This is a genomic window from Bacillus sp. lyk4-R2A-2, from assembly GCF_030209735.1.
Classification (GTDB): Bacteria; Bacillota; Bacilli; order Bacillales; family Bacillaceae; genus Bacillus; species Bacillus pumilus.
In genome coordinates this window covers 431,134-447,768 of the sequence record NZ_JARVRK010000005.1, presented here as the reverse complement: position 1 = coordinate 447,768, position 16,635 = coordinate 431,134, and the positions used below count along the sequence as shown (strand labels likewise).

The following is a 16,635-nucleotide window of genomic DNA, read 5'->3' as shown; positions in this document are numbered from 1 at the left end:
CTCCTCTTTCTTAAAACGCCGCTAGCTCTCTCATTTCAGCTTCAACCTTATCTGGGTTGACCATGAAGAATTTTTCCATCGTCGGTGCATAAGGCATTGCCGGGATTTCTGGTCCGGCTAGACGTTTGATTGGTGCGTCTAAATCAAATAAGCAATGCTCTGATATGATCGCCGCTACCTCACTCATGATGCTGCCCTCTTTTGTATCTTCCGTTAAAAGAAGCACTTTGCCTGTTTTTGATGCCGCTTCAATAATGGCTTCCTGATCAAGCGGGTACACTGTTCTCAAATCGAGAATATGCGCAGAAATGCCATCTTTTGCAAGGCGGTCTGCTGCTTGCAACGCAAAATGGACGCAGAGGCCATATGTAATGACCGTGATATCATCGCCTTCACGTTTCACATCTGCTTTTCCAATAGGGAGTGTGTAATCCTCTTCAGGTACTTCTCCTTTAATGAGACGGTAGGCACGTTTGTGTTCAAAGAACAATACAGGATCTGGATCACGCACCGCAGCTTTTAAAAGACCTTTTACATCATAAGGCGTAGAAGGCATGACAATCTTCAAACCAGGCTGGTTGGCAAAAATCGCTTCAACTGATTGTGAATGATAAAGCGCCCCGTGAACTCCGCCCCCATAAGGTGCGCGGATGACCATTGGACAGCTCCAATCGTTATTTGAGCGGTATCTAATTTTCGCAGCCTCTGAAATGATTTGGTTAATAGCAGGCATGATAAAATCCGCAAATTGCATCTCAGCAATTGGGCGCATTCCATACATCGCTGCTCCAATCCCTACACCAGCAATAGCTGATTCTGCAAGAGGTGTATCCATGACGCGCGCTTCTCCGAATTGCTCATAGAGACCCGCTGTCGCTTTAAATACGCCGCCCTTTTTCCCGACATCCTCTCCGAGCACAAACACTTTCGGATCTCGCTCCATTTCTTCTTTCATCGCCAGTGTAATGGCGTCTATATATGACATAACAGGCATTTTTCTTCCCCCTTACTCCGCATACACGTAACGAAGTGCGCTTTCAGCATCAGCATAAGCAGCGTTTTCCGCTTCATCAGTAGCTTCGTTTACGATTTGCATGATTTCTTTTGTCATCTCTTCTTTCATTTCTGAAGTCATGACGTTTCCTTCGGTTAAATACGTTTCATATTGGATGAGCGGATCTTTCTTTCTCGCTTCGAGCACTTCTTCTTTTTCTCGATAGCTTGAATCATCGTCATCACTTGAATGCGCAGTTAGACGGTAAGAGATCGTTTCAATCAACGTTGGTCCTTCGCCTCTTGCTGCACGGTCTCTCGCTTCTTTGACAGCGGCATATACTTCAAGCGGATCATTGCCATCAACGGTTACACCAGGCATTCCGTACCCAATCGCACGATCTGAAATGCGTTCACATGCTACTTGTTTGTCATACGGCACGGAAATCGCGTACTTATTGTTTTCACACATGAAAATAACAGGCAGCTTATGCACAGCAGCAAAGTTAGCGCCTTCGTGGAAATCACCTTGGTTTGAAGAGCCCTCACCGAACGTGACAAAGCTGACAAAGTTTTTCTGATCTAGTCGTCCAGCAAGTGCAATCCCCACTGCATGAGGAACCTGCGTTGTAACAGGTGAAGATCCTGTCACAATTCGATTTGATTTCTGTCCAAAATGCCCTGGCATCTGTCTTCCGCCTGAGTTTGGATCGTCTTGTTTTGCGAAACCTGACATCATTAAATCTTTTGCTGTCATTCCAAATGCGAGGACAACCCCCATATCACGGTAGTAAGGTAAGACGTAATCCTCTTCTCTATTGAGAGCGAAAGCAGCACCGACTTGCTGCGCTTCCTGCCCTTGACAAGAAATGACGAATGGAATTTTACCTGAACGGTTTAAAAGCCACATCCGTTCATCAATTTTTCTTGCTAGAAGCATTGTTCTATATATATCAATTGCTTGTTCATCAGATAATCCTAATTCATGATGACGCATGTTACTCATCTTATTTCCCTCCTTGATTAAAAATGGATCGCTTTCCCGTCAACAGCAAGGGCAGCCTCGCCAATCGCCTCTGATAAGGTTGGGTGCGGGTGAATTGTTTGCCCGACTTCCCACGGCGTTGCATCAAGTACTTTGGCTAATCCAGCTTCAGATATCATATCTGTGACATGAGGACCAATCATATGAATCCCTAAAATATCATCTGTCTTTTGATCAGCAATGATTTTGACGAATCCATCTGACTCCCCGTACACAAGTGCTTTTCCGATCGCCATAAATGGGAATTTCCCCATTTTGACCTCGAAGCCTTGCTCTTTTGCCGCCTGTTCAGTGAGTCCAACACTCGCGGTTTCCGGGTGAGAGTAAACACATTTAGAAACGAGTGTTTCATCGAGCGGCTTTGGATCTTGACCAGCCATATGCTCCACAGCAATCATGCCTTCGTGTGAAGCCACATGTGCCAGCTGAAGCCCACCAATGACATCTCCTATTGCATAAATATGCGATTCTTTCGTTTGATAATGTTCATTCACGACAATGCCTTGTTTTTCTGTTTGGATCTCCGTGTTTTCAAGACCAATGCCTTCAATATTTGGTACTCTGCCGACTGATAGAAGAAGTTTTTCCGCTTCAAACGTCTGAATGTCTCCATCCTTTTCTGCTTGAATCGTCACGAGATTCTCCAGCTTTTTAACGGTATCTGGCAGTACTTTCGCATTTGTCACAAAGGTGATGCCTTTTTTAGATAAAAGCTTTTCCATTTCTTTAGAAATGTCATGATCCTCTGTTGGCAATATGCGGTCTGCAAATTCAATCACAGTCACTTTCACACCGAAATCATTGAGCATGGAAGCCCACTCGATTCCGATCACCCCGCCGCCGACAATGAGCATCGACTGCGGAAGCTCTGGCAGTTCAAGTGCATCATCTGATGTAAGAATATGCGTCCCATCTGCTTCAAGTCCAGGCAGCACACGCGGTCTTGAACCTGTCGCAATGATGACCTGCTTTGGAATAAGCATTTCATTTTCATCTCCATTTGCCATTTCTACGGAGATGGTTCCTGGCATTGGCGAAAAGATAGATGGGCCAAGAATACGGCCGATCCCTTCATAAACATCAATTTTCCCTTGTTTCATTAAATGTTTGACGCCGCCTGCTAGTTTCTCTACAATCTCTGCTTTTCTTTTCTGTACATTGGCAAACTGCAAGGCGATGCCATTTGCCTCAACGCCAAAATCAGCAGCACGTTGGACGGTTTGATAGACTTCAGCACTTCTAAGCAGCGCTTTAGACGGAATGCATCCTTTATGCAGACATGTTCCGCCAAGCTTTTCTTTTTCTACAACTGCTGTTTTCAATCCAAGCTGTGAGGCACGAATGGCCGCTACATAGCCGCCTGTGCCCCCACCAAGAATGACGAGGTCATATTCAGTTGCCATGACTAGTCACTCCTTTCTTCATCCGTTGATCATTTGGGTATTCTTTCGGAGATTCTTCTTCTTTTAAAATACGAAGTGCACCTTCTGCTAAGGATTGCAGTTCATTTTCGCCTGGATACACGACAACATCTGAAATCCAGTCAATGTGACCTCTAATACTTGATGTAATTTGTTTGCTGTACGCAAGTCCGCCTGTTAACACAATGACGTCAACTGCGCCTTTTAAGACAGCACTAGCCGCACCGATTTCCTTGGCAATTTGATAGCACATCGCTTCATAAATCAGCGCCGCCCGTTCATCGCCTGCTTCAATCATGCGCTCAACTTTCACAGCATCTGTCGTACCAAGGTAGCCCGCAAGACCACCTTCACCAATAATGCGTTTCAGCATTTCCTCTTGGCTGTACTGACCAGAAAAGCAAAGATTGACGAGGTCACCTGTTGGCAGGGTCCCCGCTCGCTCTGGGCTAAAAGGTCCTTCGCCATGCAGTCCGTTATTGACATCAATGACTTTACCTTTTTCATGGACACCAATGGTGATGCCGCCGCCCATATGTGTAATAATCATGTTCAAATCTTCATAGCGCTTCCCAAAGGATGCAGCTGTTTTTCTTGCGACTGCTTTTTGATTTAATGCATGGAAGATGCTTTTTCTTTCAATCGTTGGCAGCCCTGAAATACGAGCAATTGGCTTTAGCTCATCCACTACAACTGGATCGACAATAAAAGCTGGGATGTTCAAACCAAGTGCAATTTCTCGTGCAATGATACCGCCCAGATTTGATGCATGCTGGCCAGCATATCCTTCTTTCAAGTCTTGCACCATTTGCTCATTGACTTCATATGTGCCACCTTCAATCGGACGAAGAAGACCGCCGCGCGCACAAACTGCATCAAACTTTGAGATGTTCATTCCTTGTTCATGCAGCGTCTTCAGGATTGTTTCTTGACGAAATGAAAACTGATCAATGATATGAGTGAATTGCTTTAATTCCTCATCTGTATGTCTGAGTGTCGTTTCAAAAATAGATCGTTCATTGTGAAACACACCAATTTTTGTTGAAGTAGAGCCAGGATTAATTGTGAGAATACGCCATTCTTTTGTCAGCAAAAACAAAACCTCCGTTTCAACTCATTCTTCAAATTAGCGACGACTTAAAATATGTTGGCCATTTTGCAGGAATTGACTTCTTGATTTGCGCATTCTTTCAATTCGCTCCTCCGCCAATCGGTCTGCCGCTTTATAAGTTGGAATGGCATCACGGTTTGAAATTTCAATCACGCGTTCAATATTTTGGTAAATACCTTCTACCTTTTTCATCGCACGATCTGCATTATAGCCATAAAGCTCATCAGCAACGTTAATCACACCGCCTGCATTGATCACATAATCAGGTGCATACACAATACCCATTTCATGAATCAGATCGCCGTGATGCGTTTCTCTCAGCTGGTTATTCGCTGCACCTGCGATAACCTTTGCTTTCAACTTAGGAATCGTTACATCATTAATCGTTGCACCAAGTGCACAAGGGGCATAAATATCACATGCTTGATCATAAATATCGTCAGGGTCTACAGCTTTTGCGCCAAAGTCTTCTACAGCTCGTTTTACAGAGTCTTTGTTGATATCTGTGACAATTAGCTGTGCGCCTTCTTCGTGCAGATGTTTACACAAATTGTAGGCGACATTCCCAACACCTTGGACTGCAATCGTTTTTCCTTCTAGTGAGTCGGTTTCAAATGCAGCTTTGGCAGCAGCTTTCATCCCTTTATATACACCGTAAGCCGTAACAGGAGACGGGTTTCCGGATGAACCAAATGCAGGAGAAATACCTGTCACAAAGTCTGTTTCTTCATGAATCAGATCCATGTCTTCTACCGTTGTACCGACATCCTCCGCTGTGATATAGCGGCCATTTAATCCTTGTATGTAGCGTCCAAACGCACGGAACATTTCTTCATTTTTATCTTTTCTCGGGTCACCGATGATGACTGTTTTCCCGCCGCCAAGATTCAGGCCTGCTGCTGCGTTTTTATAAGTCATGCCTCTTGCTAGACGAAGTGCATCTTCGATTGCTGCTTCTTCGTTTTCATACGTCCACATTCTTGTCCCGCCTAGTGCTGGGCCAAGTGTTGTATCATGAATGGCAATAATCGCTTTTAAGCCAGATTGTTCATCCTGACAAAATACAAGCTGCTCATAATCGTATCGTTCCATATATTTAAAAAGTTCCATTGTTTATTCCTCCTATAACTTTCGCTTAATTTGATGTACAGATGGCAAGTGCAATTGAATAAAGCTTACTTTCGGCTGTATCCGACCGGCTTGTTAAAGCAATCGGTGCCTTCGCTCCTGCCACCACAGCTCCCACCTTTGCATGTGCAAAGTAGATGAGAGATTTATAAAGAATGTTCCCTGCTTCAATCGTTGGCACAAGCAAAATATCTGCATGACCGGCGACATCACTCGTAATATTTTTATGAGAAGCTGCTGTTTGAGAAATGGCATTGTCTAATGCCAGAGGCCCGTCAATGAGGCAGCCAGAAATTTGACCTCGCCTATTCATTTGCGCCAGGCTTGCCGCTGTCAAAGTGGAATCCATTGCCGGGTTCACGACCTCTACCGCAGATAACACGGCCACCTTTGGCATGTCATTTCCAACAGCTTGCGCTACTTGAACAGCATTGATCGTAATCTCTTTGAACATGTTTAAATCGGGCGCGATGTTCATCCCAGAATCTGTGACATAAATAAACCGATCAAAGCCCGGCACTTCGAATGCCGCGACATGTGATAGTACACTCGCCGTCCGCAGCCCGTACTCTTTATTCAGCACCGCTTTTAATAGAACGGCTGTCGTGACATGCCCCTTCATCAATATATCTGCATGCTTCTCACTCACTGCCTGCACGGCAATTTTGGCTGATTCTTCAGGAGAATCCGAATGAATAATATCTATCCAGTCTTCATTGATCTCATGCTGTTTCACCAGCTCCTTCAGGTTGCGCTTGTTCCCAACCAGCAGGAAGCGAGCGACCTTTCGTTCAATTGCCATCTTGATGGCATGAAGCACTTCTTCGTCTTCTGCATGAGCCACAGCAGCAGTTTTATTCTGCAACTGGGCGGCTTTCATAATCAGATCGTCAAGCTTCATATATGCCCACCTTTCCTTATGCTCGGGTTCATGGTTTTTATATGCAAGTTCTATGCCAGCTTGAAACGCAGCGAAATAAGGCATTTCGCATGAAATACATGCAGCTTTTTGCAGGTAACGTGCATTTTATTGCATGCTATCTTTTGCAAGTTGATATTTATCCATTTTATAGTAAAGATTCCGAATGCTAATCCCTAACGTTTTCGCTGTTTTCGTGCGGTTGAATTGATGCTTTTCAAGGGTTTGTTTAATGAGCTGCGCTTCAAACGCTTCAACAGCATCCGAAAGGGTCTCTCCCTCAAATTGACTGACAGCCAGTTCCTGCTGCTCTTTTTCTTCCTGCTCTTCTGATTCCATGAAGGAAATATGATCTTCATCGATCCATTCTTCTTGCGGATTCAAAAAGATCATGGCTCGTCCAAGGACATTTTCCAGTTCTCTTACGTTCCCAGGCCAGCTGTAGGATCGAAGTCTATCGAGCGCCCCTTCCGTTAAGCCGCTCACATTTCGACCATAGTCTAAATTGATTTTCTGAATAAGGCGTTTACTTAAGGAGTCAATATCTTCAAGTCGCTGCCTTAGTGGCGGAATCGAAATCGGATATCTGTTCATCCGATAATATAAGTCCTCTCTGAACTTCCCTTCTGCCATCGCTTTTTCAATATTGACATTTGTTGCGGTAATCACACGCACATCAACTGGTATCGCTTTTGTTCCGCCTACTCTAACAATTTCTTTCTCCTGCATCACGCGTAATAATTTCGCTTGTGTACTTGGCGTCATTTCACCAATTTCATCTAAAAAGATGCTGCCGTGATTCGCTTCTTCAAACAACCCTTTCTTCCCGCCGCGCCTCGCACCAGAAAATGCGCCTTCCTCATAGCCAAAAAGCTCTGACTCTAAAAGAGTTTCTGATAAGGCAGCACAGTTAACTCTTACAAAGCGATTATATTTCCGGTCACTTTCATTGTGTATAGCGTGTGCAAATAGCTCTTTCCCAGTACCTGATTCTCCCCTGAGTAAAATGGTGGCTGGGGTTTTAGCCCCTAGCTTTGCCTGCTCAAGCGCCACAAGCATTTGCTCACTTTCTCCAATAATGTCTTCAAAAGTGTACTTTGCTTCAAGTGTCCGGATGAGCTGTCTTGCTTTATTTAATTCATTCGTGAGTGATTGAATTTCTGATACGTCATGAATGACGCCGACGCTGCCTTTTAAAATACCATCAACGATCACTGGCGCTACGTTGACGATCACATCCTTCTTATTAGGTCCGACTTTCATTCTGACGCCTCGAACCGGCCTTCTTGTTTCAAGCACCTTCAAATGCATGCTTTCCCCTTCAGAAATATCCGCACCTGCTGGTTTGCCCACAACCTCTTTGTCTGTTAACCCCGTCATTTTCGTGTAAGCTCGGTTGATTAAAATTCCTTTCCCCTGCTCATCTACGACGGATATCGCTTCATCTGATGATTGAATGATGGCCTCAAGCATTGTGCGCACTTCTTTCAGGTTTGTGACTTCTTCCGCAAGCTCCACTGCATCTGTAATATCTTTAAAAATGGATAGAGCGCCTAGCATTCTTCCTGCGTCATCAATAATCGGCAAACGCGTTGTGACAATTTGTATTTGCTGATTCAGAAATTGTTTTTGATGAAATTCTGGCTCCCTCGATCTTAAAATATCGGGGAGTTTTGTATTCGGGATCACTTCACGTATGTGCCGGCCAATCGCATCTTTTTGCGATCGTCCAACCATTTTGGCAGCCGATCGATTAAACAGAACGACTTCTTCATCCATATTAATAAAAATCATGCCATCGTTCGTTGCATTAAAAATGCGGTCATGTTTATAGGTTTGTTCCTTTAATATTTGTATAAGCTGATGCTTTTCTGACATTAATTCTGATATGACGTATGCCATCGAACTTGGAACAATGACAGACTGCTCTGTTTTTTCTTCCATCAGTTCTTTCAGCACAGCTGAACTGCCCGTTGTTTCAATGATGATATCAATGTCATCTTTTATGTATTCTTTCCAATCCGTTGTCGTATCAATTCCATTCTTTTTCGCTTCTACCATCCCCGGTGCCTCAAGATCAAGGTCGGCGATTGCAACGATTTGAATCATATTTGTTTTCAGCAATGTTTCAAGCAAAGCTGATCCACCCTGTCCAGCACCGACAATCAAGACTCTCTGCATCCCGTTACCCCTTTATATGAAAAAATTTGCACACCATATTTTTCCGTTGCAAAAAATTGCACAACTCTTATATTACCACGTTTTCCTTTCTTGACAAAATATTTTTTGAATTAGACAATGGAAGTAAATGACGTTTAAGGGGACATTTGATGGGGAGAATACTTGCATTAGTGATTATTTTAATACCTGGGGCGCTTGCTGCACTTGGAATTAAGCTTTTGCGTGACACTGTTTTCGGTATCATCATTGCACCATTTCCATTTTTATGGCTGCAAGGAATTGCAGGGTTGTTTTTTTTAGGAGGAGGTCTTTACGTAGTCGCTGGCTTTATTTTATATAGAGACCGCAAACGAAATAAAGTGACCACCCGCTTTAAACAGAGATAAACATGAAAAAAGACCCGCTGTTGATCGCAGGTCTTTATTTCATTTCTTCTCTTATTTTGACGGCTCTATCAGGAAAATCAGTGAAAATTCCGTCGACACCTAAGGAAAACATGCTTTTCATTTGCTTTTCACTGTTTACTGTAAATGGTCTGATCACTTGCTGGGCGGCATGGAGAGCCGATACGACTTCTTTTGTTACCCCTGCGCCCTTTATATTCGGGTGATAACCTCTTGCAGGTACTGTTTTTATGTACATCTCTGGCTGATGAATGACATCCATTGTGAGAACAGCAAGCTCAACATGCGGCATCAGCTTGTGAAAAAGAGCTAAACTCCCATGATGAAACGATGAGACAAGTACACGATCTTCTATTTGAAAGTGTTCAATTTGCTCCTTTACCTTCTCTTCAATACCTGGATATCGATAAATGGAGTTTTTCAGTTCAATATTGATGATGAGTGATGATTGCTGCGTCACGAGCTCCAATACTTCCTCCAAAAGAGGAATGGATACAGCACCGGTTTCTTCATAAAAAGAATGACTCGCATCTCCTGCTTTTAACTCTTCATATGTATAGTCTTTCACTAAGCCTTTCATATTCGTTGTTCTATTCAGCTTCTCATCGTGAATGACAGCAAGCCTGCCATCTTTCGTCAGCTGAACATCCAGCTCAATTCCGTCAGCTCCAGAATGGAGTGCATGCTCAAAGGCTATCATGGTATTTTCAGGGTAGATTCCTTTAAAACCTCTGTGTGCAAAAATTTTCGTCATAGGTCACCTCTAAGTATGATGCTTCCTTTCATTATGACGTGTCTCTTTTCGTTTTTCCAGTTTAAGCACATAAAAAAACCTCTTCTGATTCGTACGAAGAGGTTCTGTATAAATTCGATCACGTAATCGCTCTGATGGCTTGCTCTGTCGTCTCTGCGTCAAGAGCAAAAAGGGAAGAAACAACTGCGACTGCTGTAACGACGGTTAAACCTAACAACAACTTTTTCATAAGATAACCTCCACTTTCTTTTGAAGTATTTGTGCATCGAATTTCTTTTCAAGAAAACGAATGGCGTTTTGATAATCATTTCGTTCCTTGAAGTATTTCGATATTTGTTCAGACAAATCCTCAAGCTCCACATATAATCTATTTTTTTCTATGTAGTCTAATTTTTCAGAGAATACGTCTGCTGCTCCACTATTTTCGCACATTAAATCTAAAATTTCAAATTTTACTATATATTCATTATTTTGGATATCGCAGCTATACTGAATGCCCTCTTTAATATATTCTTTCGCCACTTGATCTCCTAGATGAACCAAGGCATTTGCCAGAACATATAAAGATTGGATGTAATAATGGCTATTGTCACGGTGCATTTGAATGCCCATCCCTTTTTTGGCATATTGTGCGCTTTTTTCGTAATCATGCTTCGCATAATAAAGAACGGCTAAATTGTGATAGCATTTCCCAATCAGCACTTCATTGTTAATGCGTTTACTTTTCTCAAGTGCTTCTTGGTATTTTTCCTCCGCTTCGTCAAATTGGATCAAATCGATACAATTACTTGCATGTAAAATCAAGCTGTCAATCGCCTGCGCTGTATATTCTTCATGCGCTTTGAACGTATCGATGGCTTTTTTAATATGATTAATGGATATGAAATTTTGTTTCAGTTCGTAATAGATTGAAGCAACCTTATGATGAAAAGTCCCTACTTCAAGGTCCTCATTCACACGCTTTAGACGCTGTTCTGCAATTTTGTAAAAGCTGATGGCTTCATCATACTTTTTCACATATGCAGCATATTGGCCTTTGTAAAAGTAAAAATAAAAATTAATAATGTCATCTGCTTTCTCATCGAGCGTTCCGACACTCTTCATAATGTGATTGGCTTTTTCAATATTTCCAAGTAACATTTCATGTCGGCCATTCACAAGCTGATAATACAGGAGAACTTCGCGGTCTTCATCTGTATTTTTTAGCAAATTCTGAATTTTCTCTTTATAGATAGCAGATTTTTCTAGGTCATTTTGAGAAATGACCCTCGTCCACTTGCTAATTTCGTTCGCTACCTCAGCAGAGTGGATTTTCAGCTTTCCCATAACCTCACCCTCTTCTTTTCATTATTATAGCATAGTAAAAGAATGTGAAAATTATTAAATTCGACAATGGGAATATTCAGTTCAAATGGCACAATCTCTAAGAAGCCAGTGACTTTAAAACGCCAACCAATCAGGTCAATAGAAATAGAACTTTCGATCTCATTTGCTTTATTTACCAAATCCATCAGACCTTTTCCTCTCATCCTTTTTCTTAAGAATGAGCGTTTCCTTCTTCTATTTTGAAGACCAAACAATTGATTGGCGTAGCTGATTACCACTAATTTATGTCATACCCATTTCTTTCATGCTTTATTGTTCATTTTATTCTGAAAATAAATCAAGCTGAGTTGTTTAAATGAGACAATAAGATGATTGTATCAATACAACCAATTTTTGACAATATTTTTCAAAATAAAAAAACGTCTCTTTGAAGAAACGTTTTTTTATGAAAATGAACTAGCTTGCTCTATGCTCTAAGCGCAGACGATCAGCCACCATTGCGATAAATTCAGAATTGGTTGGTTTTGCTTTAGACATGCTGACTGTATAACCAAAGAGTGAGGAAATGGAATCAATGTTTCCTCTGCTCCAAGCCACTTCAATCGCATGACGAATCGCTCGTTCTACTCTGCTCGCGGTCGTGTTAAATTTCTTCGCGATGTCTGGATACAACACTTTTGTGATGCTTCCGAGAAGCTCGATGTCATTGTACACCATCGAAATGGCTTCTCTTAAGTATAAGTAACCTTTAATATGAGCCGGGACGCCAATCTCATGAATAATCGTTGTAATGCTCGCATCTAAGTTTCTGCGTTTCGGTTCAGGTTTGTTTCGAAGGACACTGTTTTGGATAGATGAAGATCGATGGGTGACTTGTGTGCCGTTTCCACTGACTTGACGAATATGACCGACTAGGTTTTCCATATCAAATGGCTTTAAGATGAAATAAGATGCGCCTAGATCAACTGCTTTTTTCGTGACATCTTCTTGTCCAAACGCCGTTAGCATAATCACACTTGGCTGTTTGGTCATGTCATTGTTTTCACGGAGGCGTTCCAGTACAGCAAGACCGTCTAAATGAGGCATGATAATATCTAAGAGGAGAACGTCGGGCTCTTTATCTTTAAATAATGTTAGACATTCCTGACCATTATACGCCACACCAAGTACTTCCATATCTTCCTGTCCCTCAATATACTCTGTCAAAAGGCCAACAAGCTCTCGATTGTCATCAGCTACACACACTTTAATTTTCTCCACGTTCTTTCCTCCCCAATGTCGATTCCTTTAGTCTTTTGCATTTCTCTTCTGAGTGTTCAATTCGACAAAAGCATGCTATCCCCTTTAAAAAACTTTAATTTTCCGAATAATAGAGCATTATCTAGCTTTTTCTACGTTTTTCTTAACGAATCGACGATTATTGCAATTTGACAACATACCATTTTCCATTTTGTCGAAAAATCTCTTTTTCCTTATTTTATAACATGATGGCAAAGAAAGAAAGGGGAGAAAAAAACTGCCGGAAGATTCGCGGCAGTTTGATGATCAGCTTGCTTTTTTGTTTTTTTGATAAAGATCGATGCCTGCTTCTGACAACATCCATTCAATGTGTACGCCGTAGCCGCTTGTCGGGTCATTGACGAAAACGTGTGTGACCGCCCCGATGACTTTTCCGTTTTGGATGATAGGGCTTCCGCTCATGCCTTGGACGATACCGCCCGTTTTACTTAAAAGACGCTCATCTGTTACCTTCAATACCATCCCTTTTGTTGCCGGGAATTTCTGCGGAGTCGTGCTGACGATTTTAATATTAAACTTCTCCACTTTATCATGATCCACAACGGTTAAAATTTCTGCTGGACCTTCTTTTACTTCATTTGATAAAGCGACTGGAAGCGGTTTATCTGATACATGATTTTCAAGCTTTTCGGTTAACGTACCAAAGATACCAAATGGGCTGTTGCGGGATATATCCCCTATCGTTTTTCGTTCGGAAGAGAATCTTGCCAATTTTTCTCCAGGATTGCCTCCTGTGCCTTTTTCAATCGATGTTACGGTTGATCTGACAATTTCACCATTGTCGACAACAATTGGTTTTTTTGTATCCATGTCAGAAATGACATGCCCTAGGGCACCATATTTTTTAGAAGATGGTTCAAAGAAGGTCATCGTGCCGATTCCTGCTGCGGAATCTCGAATGTAAAGACCAATTCGATAGGTGCCTTCACTTGCATCTTTTGCGGGTGTTAATGTTGTTTGAAAAGTTTTATGGTCTCTTTTTAAGAGTAAACGAAGCGTTTCACCTGTTTTCCCTGCTTTCTGGATAAAGGGGGTGAGGTCATTCATTTTCTCCATCTTTTGACCATTGATTTCAATGATCATATCCCCTGATTGAATGCCTGCGGCTTCGCCTGGTGATTTTTTGCCGTCTGCTGTTGTGATTTGATGAAAACCTACAACGAGAACTCCTACAGAGTGGAGCTTGACGCCAATGGATTGTCCTCCAGGAACGACTTTTAATTCAGGGAGAACGTCGACTTTTGTTTTCTTAATAGGAAATCCTTTAAAATCATAAACAATTTCGGCTTTTCCCGCCTTTTGTCCTGTTACTTCAAGCTGATTCTTTTTCTCTGAAAGACTAAAGGCTTGTGAAGAAGCATTGGCTGACGCTTCTATTGATGTGTCAATTGAGTGCTTCTGTTTTTCAAATACAGCAACATTTGTTGGAATGCTGATGTATTCCTTCACTATGCTCATAAACCCTGTACTTATTAAAGAAACAAGGAGAATTACACCAATGGCTTTTCTCATCTTTTCGGGCATTCATTTTTCACTCTCCTCGCTCCTTACCCACACCAGAACACTCATGTTTTGGCTACATCTTTACTTTTGCCTTCTTCGCTTTGATTTATAACCGGCAGCTATAGAAAATGATTGGATAAATTGATAAAAGAAAAAGACGATTTCGTGCGTATATACAGCGATTTTGACACAATATAAAAAAGGCAGCTGGTTTTTCAGCTACCCTGTTGTTTTGACATCATTTGCTTGATGCAGCAATTCTTTTGCGTGCTGTTTTGTCAGTTCAGTGACTTCCACACCCGCAATCATCCTGCCAATTTCACTCACTTTTTCTTCATGACTTAATGGTTTGACGCTTGTCAGTGTTCTGCCTGCTTTAGAGCGTTTAGAAATGAAGAGGTGCGTGTCAGCCATTGCTGCTACTTGCGGGAGGTGCGTAATGCAGAGCACTTGTGAGCCAGCCGCCACTTTGTAAATTTTTTCGGCAATCGCCTGTGCAACTCTGCCGCTTACGCCCGTATCGACCTCATCGAAAATAATGGAAGTGACTTCTTGTTTGGCCGAGAAGATACTTTTCACGGCGAGCATAACACGTGAAATTTCTCCACCCGAGGCAACTTTTGATAAAGATTTCATCGGTTCGCCAGGATTAGTAGAAATCACAAATTGAGCTTGGTCGATTCCGTTTTTTCCAAGCTGGACGGGCTTTCCATCTAGCAGCGGATTATCCGTGCTGCTAAAAGGCGCATACCGAATGGAAAAGGATGTATCAAACGTTGATTTTTCCATATACAAATCCTTTAGTTCTGTTTGAATTTGCTTCGCTAGCTTTTTGGCCCATTTTTTACGAAGCTCCGAAACGTTAAGAGCTTCAAGCAGGGCGTCACGGCTCATTGCATCCAGTTTGTTTTTAAGCGTCTGCAGGTGACTGTCTCGATTTTGAATTTGATCGATTTCTTCTTCAATCTTCGCCGCATACTCCAAAATTTCCTCAACCGTTGTCCCGTACTTTCGTTTTAACTGCTTCATTTCATTCAGCCTAGACTCAATTAAATCAAGACGTGCTGGGTCGAACTCTAATTGATCCAGCATGCTTCGCATTTGGAACGTCGAATCCTCTAATAAATAGTAAGAGTTCGACACTTGTTCTGATAGCTTTTTCAGATCGTCGTTGATCTCAGAAACCTGCTCGAGCTCGCTCGATGACATGCCAACCCAATCAAGTCCCCCCTGCTCATTGCGCAAGGCATTATAGGCGTTTTGGAGTGAGGAAAAGATTTTTTCGTAGTTGCTGATCTGATGGCGCTCTTCTTGAAGCTTCTCATCTTCTCCCGGCTCTAATTGTGCCGCTTCAATCTCTTCTAGCTGAAATTGCAGTAAATCTAACCGGTGCACCATTTCCTGCTCATTCTCAGAGAGCTGTTTTAGCTTTTGGGCTGTCTTTGTATATTGCTCATATGCTTCTTGATATTGTGACAGAGCAGGTGCAATTTCTTCTGCTCCAAATTGATCGAGTAAATGCAGATGATTTTCATCCTCCATCAATAACTGGTTATCGTGCTGTCCATGTATATCGAGCAAAAGGCGTCCTACTTCGCGTAAAAGTGAGATTGTAACGAGCTTGCCATTGATGCGGCATATGCTTTTCCCGTTATTGTTAATATCACGGCGAAGAATCATCATTTCATCCGTTGCGTCAATTCCCTGCTCTTCGCATAAAGCAAATACAGGGTGGTCAGCTGCTGGTACAAGAAAAAGCCCCTCCAGCTCAGCCTTTTTCTCACCATAACGAACAAATTCAGACGACCCTCTACCTCCCACAAGAAGTGAGACAGCATCAATCATGATGGATTTCCCTGCACCTGTTTCCCCTGTTAGGACTGTGAGTCCTTTTTCAAATGAAACTGTTAACTCTTCAATGATTGCAAAGTTTTTAATGGTTAGTTCTGCTAACACTCATTTGACACCTCTTTTTGTAAACCTGATTCTTTATAGAAGCTCTAAAATTTTGCTTGAAACTGTTTCCGTATCATCTGGAGTGCGGCAAATGATCAAAATGGTGTCATCTCCGCAAATGGTTCCCATGATTTCTTCCCAATCTAAATTATCCATTAAAGCCCCAATCGCCTGTGCATTACCCGGCATGGTTTTGAGGACGATTAAATGACTGGCAGCATCCATTTTAATAAATGCATCCATTAAGGATCGCTTTAGTTTAGACAGCGGATTAAACCGCTGATCCGCTGGAAGGCTGTATTTATATGTTCCATTGTTCGTTGGCACTTTCACTAAATGCAATTCTTTAATATCTCTTGAAACGGTCGCTTGTGTAATGTTATATCCATCGGATTTTAAAATATCGACTAGTTCATCTTGTGTTTCAATCTCTTGGCTCGCGATGATTTCTCTAATCTTGATATGCCTTTGACCTTTATTCATTTTTGACCCCCCTAGGCGTTTGATCTCAGTTTGTCTTTACGTTCTATGTTATATGAACCACAGTTCAAAAAACAAGCGTTACGTGAGAAACGGCCAATTCTCATCTTTTGAC

General features: G+C 42.1%; 14 protein-coding genes. 1 reads left to right on the top strand and 13 read right to left on the bottom strand.

The window, feature by feature from the left end; translation table 11 throughout:
• Positions 1-10: 10 nt before the first annotated feature.
• From QRN39_RS09155 to QRN39_RS09125, 7 genes are read right to left on the bottom strand one after another with little or no spacing between them, the layout of a single operon-like run.
• A complete protein-coding gene (locus QRN39_RS09155; RefSeq protein WP_003215848.1) occupies positions 11-994 on the bottom strand; it encodes an alpha-ketoacid dehydrogenase subunit beta in 984 nt (327 codons plus the stop codon).
• Between the two features lie 12 nt (positions 995-1,006).
• Positions 1,007-1,999: a thiamine pyrophosphate-dependent dehydrogenase E1 component subunit alpha gene (locus QRN39_RS09150; protein WP_050943786.1), complete on the bottom strand. Its 993-nt coding sequence runs from the start codon at positions 1,997-1,999 to the stop codon at positions 1,007-1,009.
• Between the two features lie 17 nt (positions 2,000-2,016).
• Complete coding sequence (gene lpdA, locus QRN39_RS09145) at positions 2,017-3,441, bottom strand: dihydrolipoyl dehydrogenase (protein WP_137054994.1); 1,425 nt, start codon at positions 3,439-3,441, stop codon at positions 2,017-2,019.
• Positions 3,431-4,552 (bottom strand): butyrate kinase, encoded by a 1,122-nt coding sequence (gene buk, locus QRN39_RS09140; RefSeq protein ID WP_417894899.1) that lies wholly within the window; start codon positions 4,550-4,552, stop codon positions 3,431-3,433. Before buk ends, lpdA begins: the two co-directional genes overlap by 11 nt.
• A gap of 33 nt (positions 4,553-4,585) precedes the next feature.
• Positions 4,586-5,680 (bottom strand): branched-chain amino acid dehydrogenase, encoded by a 1,095-nt coding sequence (gene bcd, locus QRN39_RS09135; RefSeq protein WP_284907003.1) that lies wholly within the window; start codon positions 5,678-5,680, stop codon positions 4,586-4,588.
• 25 nt (positions 5,681-5,705) lie between these two features.
• A complete protein-coding gene (gene yqiS / locus QRN39_RS09130; RefSeq protein WP_268493670.1) occupies positions 5,706-6,683 on the bottom strand; it encodes a phosphate butyryltransferase in 978 nt (325 codons plus the stop codon).
• A gap of 42 nt (positions 6,684-6,725) precedes the next feature.
• On the bottom strand, positions 6,726-8,798 hold the full coding sequence (locus QRN39_RS09125; protein ID WP_003215592.1) for a sigma-54 interaction domain-containing protein: 2,073 nt from the start codon (positions 8,796-8,798) through the stop codon (positions 6,726-6,728).
• 149 nt (positions 8,799-8,947) lie between these two features.
• Between QRN39_RS09125 and QRN39_RS09120 the strand changes: the two genes are divergently transcribed.
• On the top strand, positions 8,948-9,184 hold the full coding sequence (locus tag QRN39_RS09120; RefSeq protein WP_050943781.1) for a DUF2627 domain-containing protein: 237 nt from the start codon (positions 8,948-8,950) through the stop codon (positions 9,182-9,184).
• 34 nt (positions 9,185-9,218) lie between these two features.
• On the opposite strand, the gene QRN39_RS09115 is transcribed toward QRN39_RS09120, so the two are convergent.
• From QRN39_RS09115 to ahrC, 6 genes are all read right to left on the bottom strand, one after another.
• Complete coding sequence (locus QRN39_RS09115; protein WP_137054993.1) at positions 9,219-9,956, bottom strand: glycerophosphodiester phosphodiesterase; 738 nt, start codon at positions 9,954-9,956, stop codon at positions 9,219-9,221.
• 225 nt (positions 9,957-10,181) lie between these two features.
• On the bottom strand, positions 10,182-11,282 hold the full coding sequence (locus tag QRN39_RS09110; RefSeq protein WP_003215741.1) for a Rap family tetratricopeptide repeat protein: 1,101 nt from the start codon (positions 11,280-11,282) through the stop codon (positions 10,182-10,184).
• A gap of 456 nt (positions 11,283-11,738) precedes the next feature.
• Complete coding sequence (gene spo0A, locus QRN39_RS09105; protein ID WP_003215740.1) at positions 11,739-12,542, bottom strand: sporulation transcription factor Spo0A; 804 nt, start codon at positions 12,540-12,542, stop codon at positions 11,739-11,741.
• A gap of 285 nt (positions 12,543-12,827) precedes the next feature.
• A complete protein-coding gene (gene spoIVB, locus QRN39_RS09100; protein ID WP_226803659.1) occupies positions 12,828-14,105 on the bottom strand; it encodes a SpoIVB peptidase in 1,278 nt (425 codons plus the stop codon).
• A gap of 198 nt (positions 14,106-14,303) precedes the next feature.
• Positions 14,304-16,040, bottom strand: coding sequence for a DNA repair protein RecN (gene recN, locus QRN39_RS09095; protein ID WP_284906997.1), 1,737 nt, complete (start codon positions 16,038-16,040; stop codon positions 14,304-14,306).
• A 33-nt stretch (positions 16,041-16,073) separates the two neighbouring features.
• Positions 16,074-16,523 carry a transcriptional regulator AhrC/ArgR gene (gene ahrC, locus QRN39_RS09090; RefSeq protein WP_003215836.1) on the bottom strand — a complete coding sequence of 150 codons (450 nt, stop codon included), beginning with the start codon at positions 16,521-16,523 and terminating at the stop codon, positions 16,074-16,076.
• Positions 16,524-16,635: the final 112 nt, after the last annotated feature.

Excerpts from the sequence above, each read along its gene's own strand:
- QRN39_RS09155 (WP_003215848.1), bottom strand. The coding sequence starts at position 994 with ATGCCTGTTATGTCATATATAGACGCCATTACACTGGCGATGAAAGAA.
- bcd (WP_284907003.1), bottom strand. The coding sequence starts at position 5,680 with ATGGAACTTTTTAAATATATGGAACGATACGATTATGAGCAGCTTGTA.
- ahrC (WP_003215836.1), bottom strand. The coding sequence starts at position 16,523 with ATGAATAAAGGTCAAAGGCATATCAAGATTAGAGAAATCATCGCGAGC.
- QRN39_RS09120 (WP_050943781.1), top strand. The coding sequence starts at position 8,948 with ATGGGGAGAATACTTGCATTAGTGATTATTTTAATACCTGGGGCGCTT.
- QRN39_RS09115 (WP_137054993.1), bottom strand. The coding sequence starts at position 9,956 with ATGACGAAAATTTTTGCACACAGAGGTTTTAAAGGAATCTACCCTGAA.
- lpdA (WP_137054994.1), bottom strand. The coding sequence starts at position 3,441 with ATGGCAACTGAATATGACCTCGTCATTCTTGGTGGGGGCACAGGCGGC.
- QRN39_RS09150 (WP_050943786.1), bottom strand. The coding sequence starts at position 1,999 with ATGAGTAACATGCGTCATCATGAATTAGGATTATCTGATGAACAAGCA.
- spoIVB (WP_226803659.1), bottom strand. The coding sequence starts at position 14,105 with ATGCCCGAAAAGATGAGAAAAGCCATTGGTGTAATTCTCCTTGTTTCT.
- QRN39_RS09110 (WP_003215741.1), bottom strand. The coding sequence starts at position 11,282 with ATGGGAAAGCTGAAAATCCACTCTGCTGAGGTAGCGAACGAAATTAGC.
- QRN39_RS09125 (WP_003215592.1), bottom strand. The coding sequence starts at position 8,798 with ATGCAGAGAGTCTTGATTGTCGGTGCTGGACAGGGTGGATCAGCTTTG.
- yqiS (WP_268493670.1), bottom strand. The coding sequence starts at position 6,683 with ATGCCTTATTTCGCTGCGTTTCAAGCTGGCATAGAACTTGCATATAAA.